Source organism: Aquibacillus sediminis, from assembly GCF_005870085.1.
Lineage (GTDB): Bacteria > Bacillota > Bacilli > Bacillales > Amphibacillaceae > Aquibacillus_E > Aquibacillus_E sediminis.
Genome location: NZ_SZNM01000010.1, coordinates 97,714 through 118,204, shown reverse-complemented (window position 1 = coordinate 118,204; position 20,491 = coordinate 97,714). Strand labels below are relative to the sequence as shown.

Here is a 20,491-nt window from a genome sequence, read left to right as displayed (position 1 = left end):
AATTAATTGCCACCCCGTACCGTCGAATCTATTGTGATCACACTATCCAGTCCAGTTATTGTAAACAAGCGCCTCACTCTTTCTTGCAAATGAATCAAACGTACCTCTCCACCATTTTCCTTCGTTGATTTTAATGCACTTATAAACACACCTAAACCCGTGCTATCCATGTAGTTTACTTGTTGCAAATCAACCTCTATAAGCTGCCCCTGTTTTTCTATCAATGATAATAAAGTATCTTTTAACTGTGGAGCTGTATAGGCATCAATTTCACCGAAAAGGGAAACAATATAATGTGACGCACCAATTTCAGTCGTTTTTATATCTAGGTTCATATTACATTTTCCCCTCCATCAAAGTTTGTCATATGTACATTACATCTACCCGTTTATCTTAATCATCAAACCTGTTTACGAATCATTATCAGGGTAAAATCATCTCGTAATTGAAACTCCTGTAAACGTTCAAAATGTTTATAAACTTTCTCTACTAAAGTTTGTGCTGGTAAGTGCATATAATGTTTAATCACTTCTAACACTTCTTGACGTTCAATAAAACGATCCCCAATCCGACATTCTGTAACACCATCTGTTAACAGAAAAATGATGTCGCCATCTTGTAATGCAAGCTCATACTCTTGATAAGTCGTATCGTCAGACACACCTAAAACAAGCCCTCTACCTTCAATTTCTGTAAATTCATTTTTGGTTGCATCATAGAAAAACCCTGGTTCATGCCCTGCTGTTGCATACATGAATTTTTCCGTAATTGGATTGTATAATCCATACAACATCGTAATGAACATACCCGGTTCCACATTATTCTCTACAACTCGGTTCAATTTTTCTAACAATGAACTTGGCTTAGGATGATGATCGGAAAAACTATCAACCGAGTACTTAATCATCGACATAGCAAGCGCAGCTGGCATCCCTTTCCCAATTACATCCGCAATCGCCACCCCAAACCGACCATTTTTATCTGTAGAAAAATGATAATAATCACCATTTAACTGTTTTGCCGGAACACTAACGGCACCAATATCTAATCCCTTTATATTTGGTGTTTCCGTTAATAACAGCGTTTGTTGCATATTAGCTGCTAATTCCATCTCTGAGCGCAACGACAATTGTTGCTTTCGCATCGATTGGTGTTCTTGATAAGCTAATCCATAAGAAATCATCGTTTCTAATAAAAAGTTCATCGATAAGTCAATTTCCTTCGGTAGGTGTGGAAATAAATCTTTTAATGCCTGAATATGTTTATTAATAATTTCTTCTGGGGAAATTTTATTTTGAATGTACAATTTACTAAGTTGTTCTGCTTGATAAAGTGCTGATTCATCTTGTGTATCGATATAGCGCTTTAAATAGTAACGATAATTTTCCATTCAATCTAAAACCTCCTCTGAGGGACCCACTTTACTGTTCGGATTTTTGTTCCTTGTTCCTGGTCTGATACGATATCAAACTGATCCATCAATCGTTTCACACCAGGCAAACCTGCACCTAATCCTCCAGATGTGGAAAAACCATCTTCCATCACTTTACTTATATCATGAATCCCTGGCCCATTATCTTCCGCTATAATACAAATACCTTTACGATCGATTTCGTCAATCGTTTCGAAACAAATAACACCACTACCAGCATATAAATAAATATTACGAGCCAGCTCGGAAATTGCTGTAGCAATTCTCGCTTGATCTACGGTACCAAACCCTATCGCTTTGGCACGTTCTCTACCAAGTTGCCTTGCCCCTACAATATCCCATTCTTTTTTTATATCAACACAGGATTGGAAGTTCATCATTTAATCCTCCAATTCCTGGCGTAGTTTAATTAATCCTTGCTCTAAATCTAACGCTGTTGGTACATCCTGCAAATGAATGCCTAAGTCAATTAGTGTCATTGCAACTGCAGGCTGAATACCCGTTAGAACAACCTTCGCCCCCATTAAATCCGACATGGACACAACATCTCCGAGAACCTTTGCGATAAATGAATCAATAATATCGACAGAAGTTAGATCAATCACAACCCCTGTAGCCCCACTGCTATGAATTTTGTTAAGTAGATCCTCTTGAAATTGGATTGCTGTTTTATCATCTAAATCAATTTGAATCGAGATAAGAAGATAATTGTGTAGTTTTAAAATAGGTATTCGCAAGTCCTCACTCCCCATCTAGAGAATCTAATAAGTTTTCAATATCATCATCTTTCTTTGTGTAAACAATTTTTCGATTTGTTAATTCTAGTGCCGTTTGGAACCCTTTTTGCAAGGAACTCTTGGTAGGGAATTTTCTTAAATCAATTCCTAAATTCACAATGGTTTGAGCAATTTCAGGGCGAATTCCAACCAAGATACACTGAGAACCTATTAATCTAACAGCTTCAGCTGCTTGAATAATATGATGAGCCACCATGGTATCCACAACAGGTACACCTGTGATATCCATTAGAACAACCTCGGCATTATGTTTAATAACCCCATCTAATAAGTTTTCCATGATTAATTTAGCTCTTTCCGTATCAATCGTTCCCACTAATGGCATAATAGTAATATTGTCCATTACCGGGATTAATGGGGCTGACAGTTCCTTTAATGCAGTTTGCTGCATGGAAAGCGTATGCTCCCAATTACCAGAGTATTCATTTACAAGCTGATTAATAATTGGGTCAACCCAGCTATCGACCATATCCAATACGGATGCAAACTGATCCGTGTCTACTTTTTCTGAACGGGTTAAAAGAAAGTCAATCGTAACCCTTCTAAACGCTTGCAATCCATCTGTTAAATAGCTTAACGGCCACCCTAATTTAATTAACCGTTCAGAAAAGTCACCTAATTCAGAAGTGATTTCTTGTTGGTCAACACTAGTAAAAATGACATTTACAAATTCTCGATTCGTACTTTCAAATAATTCATTTGAAATTGCGGAAGGATAGTCATTCATTCGTTCACTTGAAACTTCCACCAACCACTTTTTTACAATTGTATCGCTATGCTCTAAGACAATTTCTCTTAGCTTTTCATCCATATCGTCCACCACCAACTGATAGTTTCTATCTATTGTCACATTTTTCCGAATGACAAGCAAATAATTAAACTAAAAAAGCCCTGTCACGACTGATGACAAGGGCTTTTTTAGCATTTTTATTTATGAACCGTACGTTGTTATGTAAAGCATTAAAAATCAGTTAAACCTAAACTAATTTCTAATGCTTTATTAATGTTTTCCATCTTATAGTTATCTAATTGTGTGATTTTATCTGTTAATCGTTGTTTGTCGATCGTTCTAATTTGTTCTAACAGAATGACAGAATCTCTTTCAAAACCATATTTTTGCGCATCAATTTCAACATGTGTTGGCAATTTTGCCTTTTGTATTTGCGCGGTAATGGCTGCAACAATAACCGTTGGGCTAAAACGATTACCAATATCATTTTGCAAAACCAATACTGGACGAACGCCCCCCTGTTCAGAACCGACGACAGGGGAAAGATCGGCGAAATAAACCTCGCCACGTTTAACAATCAATAGTTACACCCCGCTCACTAATCGCTCTAGGGTGTTTTCTGCCTCCTCTTCAGCTTGAAAAGCTTCTGAAGCAATGTTGAGATTTATTTTAGCCATTTCCATATAGCCTCTTTGCATCGATTCACGAATATGTCTTTTTTTCTTCTCGCGCAAATATGATTTTGTTGCTTGACAAATAAAGTCGCTCAGATCACTGTTCTCTTTTTGCATTAAACCGTCCACCTCATTTAGTAGGTTTTTTGGTAGCCTAACAACTATCTCTTGTAAGCTCTCTGACACAACCATACACCTCCACCATCTAACAACTATAAAACAAGCCCTTTTAAATATCCACTAATATCATACCATTCCCAACCATGCATTGCAAAGGCTATCGCTAAGTTTTTGTTAGAAAAACTTGGCTTTAGCAATTTTTCATTTCACACCTGTATGAATTAACTAATAATAAGAAAAAATTCCTTTATCATTCTTTACAACAACATCCATTTTATGCAAAAAACACATCATACATGCGTGTTTTTTTCGTTTACAGCAGGGATATAATATCTTGGCACACGATCACTAATCATGCAAGCTATTTCGTAATTAATGGTGTCTAGGTGACTGGCTAGTTCATCCATAGTGATCTCTTGATCAGCTTGAGTACCTATCACTGTAACCTTCGTACCTACAGGGTAAGGTTTGCTCAATCGAATCATAAATTGGTCCATACAAATCTTACCAACAATTTCTGCCCGCTGGCCCCCAATTAATACATCAGTACCTTGCAACTTCCTTCTGATTCCATCTGCGTAACCTAGTGGAACGGTTCCGGTCCACTCATCCTCTTGTGTTGTATAGGTTGCACCATAACTAATCGATTCTCCTTTAGGGAGTTTCTTCACATGTATTAACCTACTATGAAGCGAAAAAGCCGGTTTTAAATCAATTGGCTTTTCCTGTTTGACTATTTGGGACGGATATAAACCATACATACTTATACCAAACCGAACATAATGCTGCATTACATCCGGAAAACGCATGCTTGCCGCACTATTACCAGTGTGAAAAATGACCGGTTGATTCCAATTAGCCCGAAACACTTGGTACAGCTGTTCAAAACGAGCTTGTTGGTCACGAAAGTAGTTTAAATCCGTTTCATCAGCAGTCGCAAAATGGGTAAAAATTCCTTCTAGGTAAAATCGTGGTTCATTCAAAAGTTGTAGAAGCTCTGTTAACTCCTTCTCATCTCTCAATCCAATTCTCCCCATGCCAGTATCCCATTTCATGTGCAATTTTAACCGGCCACTAAACTCCAATTGCATTACCTGCTCCAGCCATTCTTTTTGAAAAAAAGTAATAGTGATATCATTATCTGCGGCAACAGACACATCTTCTGGGTGAACCCATCCCATTACTAATATTGGAACAGTTATGCCATGATCACGAAGTTTAACAGCTTCATCTAGTAAAGCAACGGCTAACCTTGAAGCCCCTGCCTGTATTGCCGCTTTCGCTACTTCAACATCGCCATGACCATAGGCATTTGCTTTAACCACAGCATAAATGTTCGTATGATGAGAGAGGCGATGTCGTAATTGTTCAATGTTATATTGTATGTTGTTCAAATCAATCTCTACCCATGAATCCCGATAAGACTTTTTCAAGCGAATCACCTCCCAGTGTTTTCTCAGGTGTTGTTATGAATTTTTAATCCTTTTATTTTAATAGATAAGTGCAGGTTAAGGCAAGATTTGTTGTGATTTGCTTTACTAGTGCAACATGGACCTCTTTCTTACGTTATCTGGGCGGTCTTTCTCTTACCAGCTAGTTTACTGGATCCCTATACCAGCCTGGTAATGACCGACTATTAGGCACTGTATAGTTTTTGTGACAAAATAGTAAATTTTAAAAAAAAATAAAAGCAGACCCTATGGCGGAGCCTGCTCAAATTATACTATTTAGCTGCCTGTGCCTCAACAGAACCAGCTACTTCAAGCATTTCTTCTTTTGTTAGCTCTTCACTTGCTAAATAATAATTCACACCATCCATCGTCCACTCAAGTGATTTGTCTGTTAACGCACCCATCGTACCATCTATACTTACTGGTTCCGCCTCTGCAACTGTTTTTGGACTAGCAGCAGTAGTAGGGTACGCATCCACCCGCTCTTGAACAAGTGTGAAATGTCTTTCCCCTTCATAAGTCAATGTTACACGTTTCCCATTTTCTAAATTTACCTCTTTAGATTCTGCTAGCTCCGCACCCATTTTTTCGGTTGGGTATAAAACAGAGAAGTCTTGATTCGATTCAGTTTCCTCTTCTTCGGCCATAACTGGAATACCAAACAGACTACTTGTCATGTTGTTTTCAATTTCGAACGTATCCTCTGCAAACTCAGGATCTAATTCAAATTGAGAAAAGTCAACTTCTACTAAAGGATTTTTATCTTTATCTAAAACTTTTACCATCACTGGCGCATAGGATTTCTTATCAAAATACAGTTCTTGATATGGTAAATTATTGTTGTTCTGATAATTTGTCTTCGTTTCAAAGACATAATGATTTTCGGTTGTATTAAAGCTGGATTCTGAATCACTAATCACATCATTAACTAACGACTGATACAAATATGGTTGGCTACTGTTTTGTGGCCATTCACTTTGGAACTTAAAGCTTTTGTTTAATGCTGGTGTTAACACAAATACACCCTCATCATTTCGAAGAATGATTTGACTTCCTTCTTCATCATTTTCATTCTTCAATAACACGCGATAATAGTCTTCCTTCTGATGTGCGATGTCAATCGTGAATGTTTGACTCTCCTCGCCAGTTTGCAAACTCATTGTTGCTTGAGCCTGATAGCCACTCATGTTCTCCACATTTTCTTGTAACTTATTCACTACATCTTCTTTTGATTTTTCCCCACATGCAGCTAAGACAAGAACCAATAGGGTAATGATTCCTAAGCTGAAATATTTTCTCATGGTCACAACTCCTTTGTCTCGTTTCAAAGGACAAAGGGAACGCATGCACGATGAATCTACGAAAATGTACGAAACACAGAAGTTAACCCCTGAACGACATCTGTCGCAAGCAAATCACGTTGGGAATGGTGGTTTTCTACCAAATGATCAGCAGATGCCCCATGAAGATAGCAACCGTTTGACAATGCAACTTGTACCTTTGTTCCTTGCATCATCATTGCCAATAGTATTCCTGACAATACATCTCCACTTCCACCTTTAGCTAAACCTGCATTTCCAGTTGTATTCACCCATTGCTGTCCTGATGGGTCTGTAACAATGGTGAAAGCACCTTTAAGCACAAGGTAGATTTGATGTTGACAGGCAAACTGTTTGGCAATTGCAAACGGACGATTCATAATCTCCTTAACCGATCTCTCTGTTAACATTGCCATTTCTCCAAGGTGTGGAGTTAATACGGTTGGATAACTTCGATCTGTGAGAATTGATAAATCTTCTTTGATATGATGAAGACCATCTGCATCGATCAGAACAGGCATTTCCGCTTCTGCTACGACCTTCTTTGTAAATATAGCTGTATTCGGATCACGCCCCATTCCCATGCCTATTGCGATCGCATCAAACCCAAAAAGATCAACTTCTTGATTAACTACTGCACCTTGTTGACTTTTCAAGGGACGATAAGTAGCTTCCGCACAACGCATAGCAATGGATGGTATATTTCCCTTAACCGAAGCAACCGTTAGTAGACCAGAACCTGAACGTAAGGCCGCTGATGCTGTCATTGCGATGGAACCTGGCATTTCTATTGATCCGCCAACGATCAAACCTTTTCCATGATTTCCCTTATGTGCATATTTATTACGTTTTGGAAGAGTTGCTTGCACATCAGCCTTCATCCACGTCTTAACAGTGGATGATATACTAGGAGGTAAACCAATGTCTACAACCTTCCACTCGCCATAATATTTAGCACAATGTGTTAGAAACGCGCTTATTTTTGGCCTATCCACAACAATCGTGTAATCAGCCTTCACACCATCAAACACTTCAACTCCTTCATCAGCTGGTACACCACTTGGAATATCAACTGAAATGGTCCGTTTCTCAGAGTCATTAATGGCTTGTACGACTTGATCAATTGGTGATCGTAAATTACCAGTAACCCCAATACCTAAGATAGCATCCACAATAACATCGGCATTTGTTATATACCTATGAATCTCATCTACATTTTGGAGTATCTCGACACTTCCACCAAAATTGCAAAACAATTGTTTATGGTAAGCAGCATCGCCTTTAATTTTTTCATTTGTTACAAGTTGCAAAACAAACGGGTGATACCCAAGATTTCGTAAGGTTCTAGCAACAACAAAACCATCTCCACCATTATTGCCGCTACCAACGAGTATCAGGATCCGATCTCGATCGCTAACTAGTGGTATTATTTCTTTCGTAATCTCCCTACCTGCATTCTCCATTAGGATTTTTCCATCCATTCCTAATTGTTCGATCGTATATCGATCAATTTCGTACATTTCGTTTGCGGTGACAATGTGCATTCTGTTCCCTCCTACCCGCACTAGAATATATGAGACAAACTATCTGATTATGCAGACTAGCCATGACAAGCTATAAAATTAATCATTTTTTAGATAAAAAAGGATTGTATTAACATTATTTTCTTTTAATTGTATATTAGCTATTTATGCGCAATAACTTTAACTTCTTGTTTACGCTAATTGAAAAAAGCTATGAGGTCGCTTTAGCAGAATAATCCGTCTCGTATGGGCCACGTCTCAGCCTTTGATCTGGGCTAAAGTTTGAAACCAGTTCACGATTACGAGCTAAATGTGCACCGAATCGGCTCTAAACCATGAAACCAGTTTAATATTACTGCGTAGTATATAGCTATTGCGCAATAACTAGCAACATTCAAGTTACCTACTACTCTCAATCACAACTTGAGCAACGGCATATGCTTCACTATGGGAAATAGATACGAAAACGTGCTGGTCTTGTTGCTCACTCACGAATATTTTTGGTGCACCTTGGTCATCATTCGACACTTCAATATCTTTAAAACTTAACTTCCCAATCCCTGTACCATTTGCTTTCGCATAGGCTTCTTTAGCCGCAAACCTGCCTGCTACAAATTCTAACTTTCTCACTTCTGTCTTTATACTTGTATATATTTCTTTCTCTTTATCTGTTAAAATTCTATTGATAAAACGAGTATTTTTTTTTATCGAATTTTTTATTCTATCAATTTCTACAATATCAATTCCTATTCCTTTTATCATTGATTAACCAACCTTTTTAACTTTTCTATCTATAGTATAGCCTAATACAAAAGCACTTTTCTAACATAAGCTATTCCTATTTGAGAATATACAGATAGGTAGCGTATTATAATTTATAAGAAATTACTTTAAAGGAGATCACTATGTTTATACGAACGGAGAATTTTAGAGATTTCACTCGATTTTACCCTGTAGTTACAACCATTATAGCGATTCAACTCAGTATTTGGTTACTCGTCTTTTTGTTCCCCGCTATAGGCGGTCCTTTATTCCAGTGGGGTGTTGGGGTTAACTTTTGGATTAGTCAGGGTGAGTATTGGCGACTTGTCACACCAATTTTCATACACGATCCTAACGGTGTGATGCATGTACTGTTTAATTCGTTTTCCCTTGTTTTATTTGGACCTGCTTTAGAACAAATGCTAGGAAAAACTAAATTTATTTTCGCCTACCTTTTCACGGGTGTATTCGCTAATTTGTTAACATATTTCACGGAATCAACGATGTACTCCCACGTTGGCGCATCCGGGGCTATTTTCGGCATATTTGGTATTTATATCTTCATGGTCGTGTTTCGAAAACACCTCATCGATCAAGCCAATGCACAAGTCATTTCAACGATCGTCATTATTGGGCTTGTCATGACATTCTTGCGTTCTGGTGTGAACATCTTTGGACACTTATTTGGTTTTATTGGTGGCGTAGCATTAGGACCAATTATACTAAGGAATGTACAGCCCTTTTCAATTTGGCGTAACCGAAGGGCTCCAAGAAATGATGATTCGATTCAATTTGACCCAAACCGGTGGAATAAAAAAAGATTTTCCATTAAAAAATACGCTCGTCCAGCTATTTGGACTATTATTATACTATTAGTCGTATTAGGTTTAATTGCACGTTTATTTTAAAAAATACGAAACGAGCATGGTGATGGCCTCACCATGCTCGTTTCTCTTCACCTCTAAAGATCATTCAATTTACTAAAATAAGATTTAATACTACCTTCCGCTTCTCCCTCTAACCATTGGTCTAGCTGGTGCTGGTTTCCTTTCACATATAGCTCTAATCCTTGTTCAACTTGTTTCTTCTTCTGCGGGTCTGCTAGCACTTGTTTTTCCATTGATTGAATCAGTTGCGACCAATCTGCGTTGTCTTGATAGCCTAATCTTCGGTATTCGCTGGCCAACTGTTGTGCCTGCTGAAAATCATTTGTTTGGTATAGACGAAGTGCTGTCCATGGTGGCATATATCGATTGCTTCCATCCGCTTCCATTATTTCTTCAAATAACTGATCAACCTTCTGCAACTGACCATTTTTCATTAAAGCTATTGCATAATTACTTTTACTATAGGAATCCACTGGCCCGTCTAGGAGGTTTACCCCTTTTTGATAATAGTCAAAGTAAGGCTCCCAATCTTCTTGTTCAAATGCTGTTGTAGCCAAATCAAACCAATAATCAGGGGTTGATGTATCATTATTTTCCGTCATCTCGGCTAATTTTTTTGTGTATGGCATCGCTTGCTTACGCGCATATTGGTGGGATGTATTTTCTCGATCTCCATATAGCAAAATCCGTTCCACCATTCGCAATGCGTGAAGATTATCTGGGTTATTCTTAAGATTCTCTTGGTATGTTTCCAACGCTTCTTCCAGATTACCTTCGAGCAAAATTTGATCCGCTTCGATCAGCTGTCTATGTTGTAACTGAAAATATGGTACATTACCCATCGATTGTTCGGACAACCTGAAACCATTACTTGCTGTAAGTAGATCTCCTTCTTCATCAAAAGCCTCTACATACCAAAAGTAGTCTCCATTTGGATTAGCATATGCCAGCAATGATTCAGGAATAACCACTAACTCTCCTTCATCATTCTCGTCATATCTCACCCCTGTTCCATGCGAATAAATCTGCTCCACTGGCAATGTCACTTGATTATCTTCAAACCGTTGCATCATTGGACTTGATGTAGAACCATTTTCATATTCCACTCCAAACCCTAACCGATAATAAGCAGCACCTTCTACAGGTTCCCAAGAAAACGTTACTTGATCTTCAGTCAGTTTCTGATAATTACTTGGCTCATTTATTTTAATCAGCGGCTGAAAAGTAATCGCATTTGTCATATCCCCGTCAACTTTTATCCAATCATCTGTTTCCACCGGCCACTGGTAGCCATCGATTTGTTGGATATCAATGCCGATATAGGTTTGATAGTAACCTTTTGGCACCCCTGCAATCGTAAAATTACCATCTTGATCTGTCTCGGTATAATGCCTTTCCTGACGCTCGATCACACTATGGTTAATCGTATTTGGCAACCGCAAGTATACTTTCGCAAACGGGACAGGAGTACCATCAGAAGTTGTAATGCTGCCTTGCACTTGATGCAGTTCTTCCCCCTCTTGCCACTCAGCCAAAATCCTTTCCTGCGCCGATATTTGATCTGAGCTTACATCTGTTTGCTTGATCGCCTCGAGGGCATCGGCATATTTTTCCTGATTAATTAAAAGGTTTACTTTTATTTCAGTGAAATCTGCAGCCAACTGGTTATATTCTAGTGCCTTATCGATCATTTGTATGGCTTGATCTGGATTGAGATTCGCTAACAGCTCAACCTCTGTTTTATATAACTGCCAATAGTCATCGTGTGTCACGTTCAATTTCTCCGCAGTATCTGATAATAATTGGATTCCCTGGTTCCTATCACCTTGTTTCGCATAAGCATACGCCAATTGATTCACTGCTCGGTAATAGTGCGAGTCTTTCCCTGCATTATTGTCAACATACCACTCTAAATGATGGGTGCGTTCACTATTCAATGGTAACGTTGGGCCCTGCCTTGACGCCGGTCCTGCCATCACATCATAGTTATTGTCATATCCAAAATTAATGATTTGTTCCTCGATGATTTGTTTTCGTTTATAAGCGGGTAATTCCTTATTTTGTAATAAATCGATAAAGTTTTCCGTTTCTTCAATTGGACTTTCTGCACTTTTTTCAGCCTCTATGATTTTTAATGTTGGGAGAACCCATTGCGAAATTCCAATTGCTAAACCAACTACAACCACTATGATCATGATAATATGTTTAATTTTCAATTTAACTTTCATACTTTTTCACCTCATTAAACCACGATTCCCAATAGAAACTACCACCTTTTTCAATAATTTTATCTTGACGAGGTGCTTGTCGATCTGGCATCGGTGTTTGCTGATTGGTTTCCATCATTGGATACAATGAAATAACAGTAATCAATGCAATCGTAATACCAGTGAAAGGAAGGAGAGGGATTTCAACTTCTTTGTTTAACAAGTGTCTCCCTCGTTCAAACAACGATTTCTTTTTTACTTTTTGAAGTACCTGTTGCTTTGAAGAAAATTGAATTTGTTCTAATTCTTTATCTATTTTTTGTTTCACTTTATCCATCCCATACTTCCTCCTCAACAAGTAACCCATATAATTGTTTTCTTGCACGTGCTAATCTACTTTTCACCGTATTTTCTTTCGTTTTTGTCATTCGAGAGATCTCGGTAATGCTATATTCATTAAAATAATGAAGGGTTACTACTTCACGATATTTATACTCTAAGGTCATAATTGCCGCTGTGAGATTTTCAAATTTACTAAGGATTAAAACATGTTGTTCAGGGGTTTGTTCCCGCTCATCCATCCATTGCCCATCACTCTCATCGATCGTCAACAGCTTCAGTTGCTTGCGTCTTAACCTCGACCGGCATAAATTAATGGCGATCGTCATAAGCCAACTCTTCAGCTTTTCCTTTTCTTGTAGTTGATTAATTTTTTGATAGGCTTTAACAAATGCGTCTTGAACAATTTCCTCCGCTAGTTGCCTATCTTTCACCATTAAAAAGATGGTGCGCACTAAATATGAACCATACTCCTCCATCACTTCCATTAATGCTGTTTCATCTTTTTTCTTTAGTCGTTCGATAATATCCAATAGTCTCTCTCCCCAACCCCGCTACCTATATAGATGCATGCAAACAGAAAATGGTTGCATGTTTTGATTAAAAAACATTTATTTTATAAGCTTAAAAAATTTTTTGCTAAGCAAAAAAAATGTTGAGTTATCGTAATAAATATAGAACCCAACATAAACCTTAAGTAAATTGCTCATATTCACGAAAATTAAAGCGAGATGTACACATTTCTTTAGTTTTCGTGTACTTTTGGAGCAATTTGTAGGCTAGATGTGCACGTTTAATCCCTTTTCGTCTATATTAGAGGTGAAATCCACTTTTAATGTGCACGTTTCTTTAGTTTGAGATTTCTATCTAGGAACCATGTCTTCGGACCGCGCTCACATTTGGTCTATACAAAGTTCATGTTGTTTGGAAAAAAATCATAACCCATTTACAAAATGCCACAACGTTTAATTATACTATCTATTCATTTCTTGTAATGTTGAAGTGGATTTCTATCCTGGGGGCGTTCCTGTGATAGGATGAAGCTAATAATGAACAAATGGCCAATGGAGTGAAAGGGAAATGAATGATAAATTGTGGAAGTTTATAATGAACATGCGTCCAAACACAACGAGGATCCACCAATCTACTTGGTGGATCCTCTCTGCTTGTTCTATCTTTATCCTTGCTGTCTATTCCCTTTGTTATTAGAAGGGCGTTTATTTTGGAATTTGCGATTTCTTCCACCAGATTTTCCTTTGCGATTAAAGTTATTGCGTTTATCATTACGATGAAACTTCTTACCGCCTTTTCCACCTTTGGACCCCTTTACACTAACAGGAGCAACAGATGTCAAAGTTACTGGTGCATTTCGACGTTCTTTCGTTAACATTTTCAATGCTGCCGCAACGATTGTAACGGAATCATAGTCATTCAATAGTTCTGATGCTGTCTCTCGATAATCTTGCAGGTCTTTTTTATTAATGGTAGAGACTAATTTTTCAACGGTAATTTGCTGTTGACCACGTCTCGCCTCATCAATAGAAGGTGCTTGCATTCGTTGAACCTTACTTTTGGTAGTCTTTTCAATCAAGTGAAGATGCGGCATCTCTCTTGGTGTAATAAAGGAAATAGCTTCCCCTGCTTTTCCAGCCCTACCTGTACGGCCAATTCGGTGCACATAACTTTCTGGGTCTTGTGGCACATCGAAATTATAAACATGTGTCACACCAGAAATATCCAACCCTCTTGCCGCAACATCTGTCGCAACAAGTACTTCAATGCGTCCGTGCTTGAATTTATTTAACACAGACATACGTTTACCCTGTGTTAAGTCACCATGAATCCCTTCAGCACGAAAGCCTCTGGCATGTAAACCTTCTGTTACTTCATCGACTCTCTTCTTGGTACGTCCAAAGACAATCGCAAGTTCCGGTGCATGAATGTCTAATAAGTTTGTAAGTGTATCAAACTTTTGTTTTTCATGTACTTCAACGAAAAACTGATCAATGTTTGAAACCGTCATTTCTTTAGACTTCACTTTTACTTCTTCTGGCTTTTTCATAAGGGTTTCGGCAATATTTCTGATTTCTTTAGGCATAGTTGCTGAGAACAGCAATGTCTGTCTTTGTTCAGGAATTGCCTTTAGAATATCACGGATATCATCAATGAACCCCATGTTAAGCATTTCATCCGCTTCATCTAATACTGCTGTATGCACACCACTAATATTAATTGTCTTTCTACGGATATGGTCTAGGAGACGACCAGGTGTTGCGACAACAATATGTGGACCGTCTTTTAACGCTCGAATTTGTCGATCCATATGTTGACCACCGTATACAGGCAGTGTACGCACACCTTTAAACTTACCTAAACGATGAATTTCTTCCGATACTTGAATTGCAAGTTCTCTTGTCGGCGCAACAACTAGGCCTTGAATTCTTTTTTGATCTTGGTCAATTTTTTCAAGCATTGGAATACCGAACGCTGCTGTTTTACCGGTCCCAGTTTGCGCTTGTCCAATAACGTCTTTTCCTTGCATCCCTAATGGAATGGTTTGTTCTTGAATCGGAGTTGCTTCTTCAAACCCCATTTTTTCTAAAGCTTTCATAATTGATTTGGATATACCTAATGCACTAAATGTAGTCAATTTTACATTCTACTCCTTTTATTTAGATCTCATATTCAGCACGTTTATACTAACACGTTAAACGAACGTGTATAACACAATCTAGGATTGATTTTTAAGTAAGGTTGATCGATCTTTTAAACCGAGCATGTCGAATCTTAGAATATTTCTTTTAACGTGAAAAAAGCCTTGCTTCACACTCGAAGAGGCCAATTAGCGAGCACTCAATGGATTATTACATCTTATCACACTCTTCTTCCTAATTCTACCTGTGTGAAGAATGATTTTCAAACATATGAGTGTTAGAATAAGAAAAAAACAAGATTACAGGAGGACTTTTCATGGATAAACCTCCCTTTCATCCAGCTATCGCTATTATCATTGGCGTCTTTGCTGTATCTACTGCTGCTGTACTTGTTAAATTGGCAGAGGGTGCACCAGCGTCCATTATTGCAAATTACCGTCTACTATTAGCCGTTATTATTATGGCACCATATGTGTTTTTCAAACATAGAAAAGAGCTTCTTTCCATTTCAAAAAAGGATTGGTCGTTATCGATTTGTGCTGGTGTATTTCTAGCATTTCACTTTATTTTTTGGTTTGAATCTCTAAATTATACATCTGTTGCAAGTTCTGTTGTCTTAGTTACACTCCAGCCAATTTTTGCATTTATTGGTACGTTTCTATTTTTTAAAGAACGATTTTCACACGCAACCATCATTAGTATGATCATTGCTCTAACAGGTAGTGTCATAATAAGCTGGGGTGACTTTAAAATAAGTGGCTTGGCTTTATTCGGTGATATCCTAGCCTTAGTTGGAGCGATTATGATCACGGTATACTTTTTAATGGGTCAAAATGTTCGGAAACGCTTATCATTAATGACTTATACATTTATTGTATATGGATTCAGCTCTTTAACTCTAATTGTATACAACTTAATTTATCAGCATTCTTTTTTAGGTTACTCTTCTTATCAGTGGTGGATCTTTTTAGCTTTAGCTATTATCCCAACCTTCTTTGGACATACGTTATTCAATTGGGCATTAAAATGGGTGAGTACCTCTACCATATCCATGAGTATTATTTTCGAACCTATTGGTGCTTCCCTACTTGCCTATTGGATACTTGGCGAGCAAATATCTTGGTCACAATGGCTCGGTGGCACAATTGTTCTATTCGGACTATTTTTGTTTGTGGTTAGTACTTCCCAACAAACCCAGATCACCATTTCACGTAGAAAAAGGAACTAGCATTAATACTAATATGATATAATTTATATAATTATTATGATTGGGGTGAAGCAATCCAATGCATATCCAACTCATGACAGATGGAAGCGCTGACCTTCCAACTAATTTAAAAAGAGACTTACAAATTAAAGTAATCCCACTATACGTAAATTTTGGAGAAGAACAGTATAACGATGCGAGTTTAGATTTAAATACGTTTTATCAAAAACTTAGAAATAACGAAACATTCCCACGTTCCGCTGCACCTGCTCCTCATGAATTCTATCAAGCATTTAAAGAGGTAGACCCATCAATACCAATTATTATGTTATGTCTATCTAGTGGTATAAGCAGTACATATAACCATGCGCGGATGGGAATGGATATGCTGCTTGAACAAGAACCAAACAGAAAGATTGAAGTAATCAATAGCAAAACAGCCTCTAGTGGCTTAATTCTTCTACTGGATGAAGCTAGCCAAAAGTTACAAGCTGGATATGATTTTGAACAACTTGTTGAACACCTTTATGACCGAGTTGAGCACACAACCACACTTTTTATATTAAAAACATTGGAAAATTTAGTACGTGGTGGAAGACTTGATAAAGTAAAAGGGGCTATTGCAAAATCATTAAACATAAAGCTATTGATGCGAGCAAGTCATGAAGGGACAATTGAAGTGACAGAAAAAGTACGCGGAAATAAAAAATCAATCCGTAGATTTATTGAACAAATTGGGGATTATACGAAAACTGCTGAGGAAAAAGTCATCGCTATGACACACTGCAATGCAGAAGATCGTGCCAAAACTGTCCTCGATGAGATTACACAAGCCCATCCATTTAAAAAAACGATTCTTTCAGAAATGGGACCAACCATCTCCACACACGCTGGAGAAGGTGGACTAGTGATCGCCTTCTTTAGTGATCAATAAAGGTACTAAGTGTCCGCCAATTAAACATCAAATAAAAAACACTCAGAACAAATCTGAGTGTTTTTTATTGCTACTTCATTCGATTTTCCCCTATGCTTGAACCCATTACTTCTAGCCATCCTGTTTTTTATCCTTTCTGATGATATGCTTGATACGACGGTTGTGGAGATAACAGCGCTAAAATACCAGCCGTTATCGGTAAAATCATTGATACCACAATAATCTCTTGATAGCCACCAAACAAATCAAAAAATAAACCAAACGGAAGCGGCCCCAAAGCAGACGACAAGACCATAAATGTTTGCGCCATCCCTTTAATACTTCCTAAATGCTTCTTACCAAAGTAGTTGGGCCAGACAATGTTTAAAACAATCCGTTCAAATCCATTCACAATTCCCCAACTCACCCCAAATACAATCGCACCTAATGCGGTATTCGTCATCAGTAAAATCACAAGCGTAATGAAATGACCTAAAAACGTAATAGCTAAAATGTAGTGCACGGAAATACGATCAACTAAATAACCAACAACAAAACTAACAGGAAAACCAAATATTGCCATCATTGAAAGAACTAATGCACCTGTTTCCGCTGTTAAACCTTTTCCTTCAGCAATAGAAGTAATATGAAAAGTGACACCTGTGTTAACTAATGACGGAACACAAATACAAAACAATACAAACCAAAACGTTCTTGTTTTCATTGCTTCGGATAAAGTCCAACTCACTTCATTTTCGGAGACATTCGGATTTGTCGGATTTGACTGTTTTTTTCTATTAATCTTAATTAACATGCGTACAATTGGTATGACAATTAGCAGTAACCCACCCCAAAAGAGTGTTACTACCTGCCACTGGTAACTAGTGACTAACCATATTGTCACAATCACAGATACGAGAGCTAACAGTATCCAAAAAATCTTCATCCGGGTAACATCTTTTATGTTCCAACGTTTTTGAGAAGGAATTGTTTCACGTAATGTTCCATCTGGTTCTTCTCCTATGTCTTTGGGTTGATTTCGAACTAGCAATAATGCCAGTGGCACAAATAAAAGTAACAATAAACAACCTAATATTAACCATGTGCTTCTCCAGCCAAAACTACTGATCAACCAATTATTCAAAGGGGGAAACAAGGCTGCACTAGCAAAACTACCTACCGTCATCACACTTAGTGCTCTCCCCCTTTTCTTCATGAACCATTGGGGCACTAGTGTATTTGGTAACAATGTCATCGAACCTTGACCAAATAGTCGAAGCATAAAGATCCCAATAAACATCATCACCGCACCAGTTATAAACGCGTTCCAAAAAGCTGCCACCGCTAATAATGTTCCTATTATGGTCATCATCACACGCTGACCATATCGATCGACTAAACGACCAACTAGAAACAAAGTAAATCCTGCACATAATGTGGCGGTTGAATAAATACCAGATACAAATGACCTTGAATAATCGAAATCCGCTATGTAATGATCGATAAATATGGATATTGAATAAGTTTGCCCTGGACCAGAGAAGAAAACACTAAATCCAGCGATAAAAACAATAATCCACCCATAGAAAAACGGTGGATTTACTAGCGTTTTGTCACTTTTTAACTTCAACAATAAACCCTCCAATACTAACACAGGTATTCCAAACGAAGGTATACATCTAAGAAGCAGATAAAAATGCATATACCTTTTCGAATACGATCTCTTTATCAGCACCTAAACAAATATGATGTTTGGAATCATAAAAAAATACAACTTCTGTTTTTGCAGGTATCTCCTCATCTAACTCACGAGCTGCTTGATAAGGCACCATCCCATCTTGAATCCCTTGCGCTATAAACACTGGACAGGTAACCCCATGTAATGATGATTTAGTAAATCGCATACACTTGATAAATTCAACCATGGATCGTAACGGAACAGAACCTTTTTTATGTACATAACGCTGAAACACTTCGTCATCTTTTAGTTCGCCCGTTATTCCTTCTCTGAAAATGGTTGTGATATCCATTGCCATTTGCTTCACACTAATATATTTTCTTGAGGGCGATAAAAGCACAAGCTTACTCACATTATACTTTGCAGCTAAATAAGCTGCGATCATTCCTCCCATTGAAAATCCAATAAGGTATAGTTGATCACAACTACGACTTAATCGTTCAAGTTCTTCTTCACAAGTAGCAATCCATTCCTCATATGTAACCGATTTTAATTGAAGCTCCTCTCCATGACCTGGTAGAGAAGGGGCAACAATGTTCCAATCTGTTTTCTCCTTTAAATACATTGCTAATGGCTCCACTTCATAGCTACCACCTGTAAAGCCATGAATACACAGACACCCTATCATTTTTTAACTCCTTTATGTTGATCTATGCTAAATGAATAGCAAATAACAATCTTAGCATCAACAACGTTTGATAAAAAATAATACTCAAAAAATACTATATCTTTATTTATATCTAATTCCAAATAAATAACCTCATTTAATACAGAATAAACTAGGTCTCTTCTAATAAAGTTATTATTTTGCCACAATACATACAAAATCCTTGTCGACTTTATCGACAAGGATTTTTAAGATTATTTAAAACCTTTCATAAAGGAACCAAGTCCTTTCACCAATGGGGATACCTGTTGAAATGTAGCTGCCGCCTGACCAACAGTGTTCAACATTTTATCAATATCGACCTGACCATCTTTATCTTGGAAGTAACTCATCACCCCATTTGGCTTTTGATTCCATAACGGAGGTTGTGCCTCCCCTTGCATTGGCGGAGGGTGACCGGCCCATGTCGATGGTTGTTGCGGCTTAGCAAAATAATCAAAAGGTGTAATTGGTTGCTGTGGCATATTAGGTTGACTAGACTGGTTTGGTTGATTAGGTAACATAGGATTTGCAAATTGATTATCATAGACAGGATTCATTTCTTGCTGTTGTGCATATGGTGGCGGCATATACGGTGGTCTCCACTGATTCATGTGAACACCCCTTTTATTTAAGTCATTTCATTACAGTCTATGTGATAGGTGGTTAAATCGTTCCAGTTTTCATCTTTAGGTTAGATTTACCAAGAAGAAATACCTATTAATCTTTGCAATTGATTTTTTTGAAATCCTAATACTTTTTGATCATCAACAAATATTGCAGGTGTACTGAAGACATTCAATCGTTGTAGCTCCTTCATATTTGCTTTATACTCTGATACATTTTTCTTTTCAAAACTTATATTATTCTCAACCAGAAAATGAAGCAACTTATCACTCTGCTCGCATTGATTACTTATATACACGACGACATTTTGTGCTCGCAATGATGTTACCTCCCACGATTGCTTATAATTCTTCATCATGACCAACACTCTATCTTTACCCTTATAGGTCACAAGCAAAACTTACTATATCTTATGATTAGGCTCTTTTTGTATGGATTGTTGTGCTAGTCTAGTGCTGCGAAAAT

The 20,491-nt window shown here is 37.7% G+C and carries 22 protein-coding genes; 3 read left to right on the top strand and 19 right to left on the bottom strand.

The features are described 5' to 3' along the window. Positions 1 to 2: 2 nt before the first annotated feature. The 11 genes from FCI53_RS11600 to acpS all read right to left on the bottom strand — a co-directional run bounded on the left by FCI53_RS11600 (position 3) and on the right by acpS (position 8,808). On the bottom strand, positions 3 to 335 hold the full coding sequence (locus FCI53_RS11600) for an STAS domain-containing protein (RefSeq protein WP_138419019.1): 333 nt from the start codon (positions 333 to 335) through the stop codon (positions 3 to 5). A 65-nt stretch (positions 336 to 400) separates the two neighbouring features. After that, entirely contained in the window at positions 401 to 1,390 is a 990-nt protein-coding gene (locus FCI53_RS11595) for a PP2C family protein-serine/threonine phosphatase (protein WP_138419017.1), read from the bottom strand. 5 nt (positions 1,391 to 1,395) lie between these two features. After that, entirely contained in the window at positions 1,396 to 1,809 is a 414-nt protein-coding gene (locus tag FCI53_RS11590) for an anti-sigma regulatory factor (protein ID WP_138419043.1), read from the bottom strand. 3 nt (positions 1,810 to 1,812) lie between these two features. Beyond that, positions 1,813 to 2,169, bottom strand: a complete 357-nt coding sequence (locus tag FCI53_RS11585) for an STAS domain-containing protein (RefSeq protein ID WP_138419015.1) — start codon at positions 2,167 to 2,169, stop codon at positions 1,813 to 1,815. Between the two features lie 4 nt (positions 2,170 to 2,173). Continuing rightward, the gene (locus tag FCI53_RS11580; protein ID WP_138419013.1) at positions 2,174 to 3,040 is read right to left on the bottom strand and encodes an RsbT co-antagonist protein RsbRA; all 867 of its coding nucleotides are present in this window, start codon (positions 3,038 to 3,040) and stop codon (positions 2,174 to 2,176) included. Positions 3,041 to 3,189: 149 nt separating this feature from the next. Then, a complete protein-coding gene (locus tag FCI53_RS11575; RefSeq protein ID WP_138419011.1) occupies positions 3,190 to 3,540 on the bottom strand; it encodes a type II toxin-antitoxin system PemK/MazF family toxin in 351 nt (116 codons plus the stop codon). A 3-nt stretch (positions 3,541 to 3,543) separates the two neighbouring features. After that, positions 3,544 to 3,825 carry a CopG family ribbon-helix-helix protein gene (locus FCI53_RS11570; RefSeq protein WP_138419008.1) on the bottom strand — a complete coding sequence of 94 codons (282 nt, stop codon included), beginning with the start codon at positions 3,823 to 3,825 and terminating at the stop codon, positions 3,544 to 3,546. 218 nt (positions 3,826 to 4,043) lie between these two features. Continuing rightward, entirely contained in the window at positions 4,044 to 5,192 is a 1,149-nt protein-coding gene (gene alr, locus FCI53_RS11565) for an alanine racemase (RefSeq protein ID WP_171038154.1), read from the bottom strand. A 284-nt stretch (positions 5,193 to 5,476) separates the two neighbouring features. Continuing rightward, positions 5,477 to 6,505 (bottom strand): LolA family protein, encoded by a 1,029-nt coding sequence (locus FCI53_RS11560; RefSeq protein WP_138419005.1) that lies wholly within the window; start codon positions 6,503 to 6,505, stop codon positions 5,477 to 5,479. 56 nt (positions 6,506 to 6,561) lie between these two features. After that, complete coding sequence (locus tag FCI53_RS11555; protein ID WP_138419003.1) at positions 6,562 to 8,067, bottom strand: NAD(P)H-hydrate dehydratase; 1,506 nt, start codon at positions 8,065 to 8,067, stop codon at positions 6,562 to 6,564. 378 nt (positions 8,068 to 8,445) lie between these two features. After that, positions 8,446 to 8,808, bottom strand: a complete 363-nt coding sequence (gene acpS / locus FCI53_RS11550) for a holo-ACP synthase (protein ID WP_138419001.1) — start codon at positions 8,806 to 8,808, stop codon at positions 8,446 to 8,448. Between the two features lie 143 nt (positions 8,809 to 8,951). Here acpS and FCI53_RS11545 point away from each other — a divergent pair, with 143 nt between their 5' ends. Then, entirely contained in the window at positions 8,952 to 9,716 is a 765-nt protein-coding gene (locus FCI53_RS11545; RefSeq protein ID WP_138418999.1) for a rhomboid family intramembrane serine protease, read from the top strand. Positions 9,717 to 9,769: 53 nt separating this feature from the next. Here the strand turns inward: FCI53_RS11545 and FCI53_RS11540 are convergent, their stop codons facing one another. From FCI53_RS11540 to cshA, 4 genes are all read right to left on the bottom strand, one after another. Next, the gene (locus tag FCI53_RS11540; RefSeq protein ID WP_138418997.1) at positions 9,770 to 11,923 is read right to left on the bottom strand and encodes a carboxypeptidase-like regulatory domain-containing protein; all 2,154 of its coding nucleotides are present in this window, start codon (positions 11,921 to 11,923) and stop codon (positions 9,770 to 9,772) included. Beyond that, a complete protein-coding gene (locus FCI53_RS11535; RefSeq protein WP_138418995.1) occupies positions 11,913 to 12,239 on the bottom strand; it encodes a hypothetical protein in 327 nt (108 codons plus the stop codon). Before FCI53_RS11535 ends, FCI53_RS11540 begins: the two co-directional genes overlap by 11 nt. Beyond that, positions 12,232 to 12,774 carry an RNA polymerase sigma factor gene (locus tag FCI53_RS11530; protein ID WP_138418993.1) on the bottom strand — a complete coding sequence of 181 codons (543 nt, stop codon included), beginning with the start codon at positions 12,772 to 12,774 and terminating at the stop codon, positions 12,232 to 12,234. Before FCI53_RS11530 ends, FCI53_RS11535 begins: the two co-directional genes overlap by 8 nt. Positions 12,775 to 13,418: 644 nt before the next feature. Then, entirely contained in the window at positions 13,419 to 14,891 is a 1,473-nt protein-coding gene (gene cshA, locus FCI53_RS11525) for a degradosome RNA helicase CshA (RefSeq protein WP_138418991.1), read from the bottom strand. Between the two features lie 320 nt (positions 14,892 to 15,211). On the opposite strand from cshA, the gene FCI53_RS11520 reads away from it, so the two are divergent. Continuing rightward, positions 15,212 to 16,123, top strand: coding sequence for a DMT family transporter (locus FCI53_RS11520; RefSeq protein WP_138418989.1), 912 nt, complete (start codon positions 15,212 to 15,214; stop codon positions 16,121 to 16,123). A 58-nt stretch (positions 16,124 to 16,181) separates the two neighbouring features. Continuing rightward, the gene (locus FCI53_RS11515) at positions 16,182 to 17,036 is read left to right on the top strand and encodes a DegV family protein (RefSeq protein ID WP_138418987.1); all 855 of its coding nucleotides are present in this window, start codon (positions 16,182 to 16,184) and stop codon (positions 17,034 to 17,036) included. A gap of 127 nt (positions 17,037 to 17,163) precedes the next feature. On the opposite strand, the gene FCI53_RS11510 is transcribed toward FCI53_RS11515, so the two are convergent. The 4 genes from FCI53_RS11510 to FCI53_RS11495 form a co-directional block, all read right to left on the bottom strand. Next, positions 17,164 to 18,645, bottom strand: a complete 1,482-nt coding sequence (locus tag FCI53_RS11510) for an MFS transporter (protein WP_171038150.1) — start codon at positions 18,643 to 18,645, stop codon at positions 17,164 to 17,166. Between the two features lie 49 nt (positions 18,646 to 18,694). Further along, positions 18,695 to 19,381 carry an alpha/beta hydrolase gene (locus tag FCI53_RS11505; RefSeq protein WP_138418983.1) on the bottom strand — a complete coding sequence of 229 codons (687 nt, stop codon included), beginning with the start codon at positions 19,379 to 19,381 and terminating at the stop codon, positions 18,695 to 18,697. Positions 19,382 to 19,614: 233 nt separating this feature from the next. Next, positions 19,615 to 20,013, bottom strand: a complete 399-nt coding sequence (locus tag FCI53_RS11500; protein WP_138418981.1) for a YppG family protein — start codon at positions 20,011 to 20,013, stop codon at positions 19,615 to 19,617. An 86-nt stretch (positions 20,014 to 20,099) separates the two neighbouring features. Next, positions 20,100 to 20,345 (bottom strand): glutaredoxin family protein, encoded by a 246-nt coding sequence (locus FCI53_RS11495; protein WP_171038149.1) that lies wholly within the window; start codon positions 20,343 to 20,345, stop codon positions 20,100 to 20,102. Positions 20,346 to 20,491 lie beyond the last annotated feature (146 nt).

Coding starts and splice junctions, on each gene's coding strand:
- FCI53_RS11520 (WP_138418989.1), top strand. CDS start 15,212: ATGGATAAACCTCCCTTTCATCCAGCTATCGCTATTATCATTGGCGTC.
- FCI53_RS11580 (WP_138419013.1), bottom strand. CDS start 3,040: ATGGATGAAAAGCTAAGAGAAATTGTCTTAGAGCATAGCGATACAATT.
- FCI53_RS11505 (WP_138418983.1), bottom strand. CDS start 19,381: ATGATAGGGTGTCTGTGTATTCATGGCTTTACAGGTGGTAGCTATGAA.
- FCI53_RS11515 (WP_138418987.1), top strand. CDS start 16,182: ATGCATATCCAACTCATGACAGATGGAAGCGCTGACCTTCCAACTAAT.
- FCI53_RS11555 (WP_138419003.1), bottom strand. CDS start 8,067: ATGCACATTGTCACCGCAAACGAAATGTACGAAATTGATCGATATACG.
- FCI53_RS11595 (WP_138419017.1), bottom strand. CDS start 1,390: ATGGAAAATTATCGTTACTATTTAAAGCGCTATATCGATACACAAGAT.
- FCI53_RS11570 (WP_138419008.1), bottom strand. CDS start 3,825: ATGGTTGTGTCAGAGAGCTTACAAGAGATAGTTGTTAGGCTACCAAAA.
- FCI53_RS11560 (WP_138419005.1), bottom strand. CDS start 6,505: ATGAGAAAATATTTCAGCTTAGGAATCATTACCCTATTGGTTCTTGTC.
- FCI53_RS11600 (WP_138419019.1), bottom strand. CDS start 335: ATGAACCTAGATATAAAAACGACTGAAATTGGTGCGTCACATTATATT.
- FCI53_RS11540 (WP_138418997.1), bottom strand. CDS start 11,923: ATGAAAGTTAAATTGAAAATTAAACATATTATCATGATCATAGTGGTT.
- FCI53_RS11535 (WP_138418995.1), bottom strand. CDS start 12,239: ATGGATAAAGTGAAACAAAAAATAGATAAAGAATTAGAACAAATTCAA.
- FCI53_RS11545 (WP_138418999.1), top strand. CDS start 8,952: ATGTTTATACGAACGGAGAATTTTAGAGATTTCACTCGATTTTACCCT.
- FCI53_RS11590 (WP_138419043.1), bottom strand. CDS start 1,809: ATGAACTTCCAATCCTGTGTTGATATAAAAAAAGAATGGGATATTGTA.
- FCI53_RS11500 (WP_138418981.1), bottom strand. CDS start 20,013: ATGAATCAGTGGAGACCACCGTATATGCCGCCACCATATGCACAACAG.
- acpS (WP_138419001.1), bottom strand. CDS start 8,808: ATGATAAAAGGAATAGGAATTGATATTGTAGAAATTGATAGAATAAAA.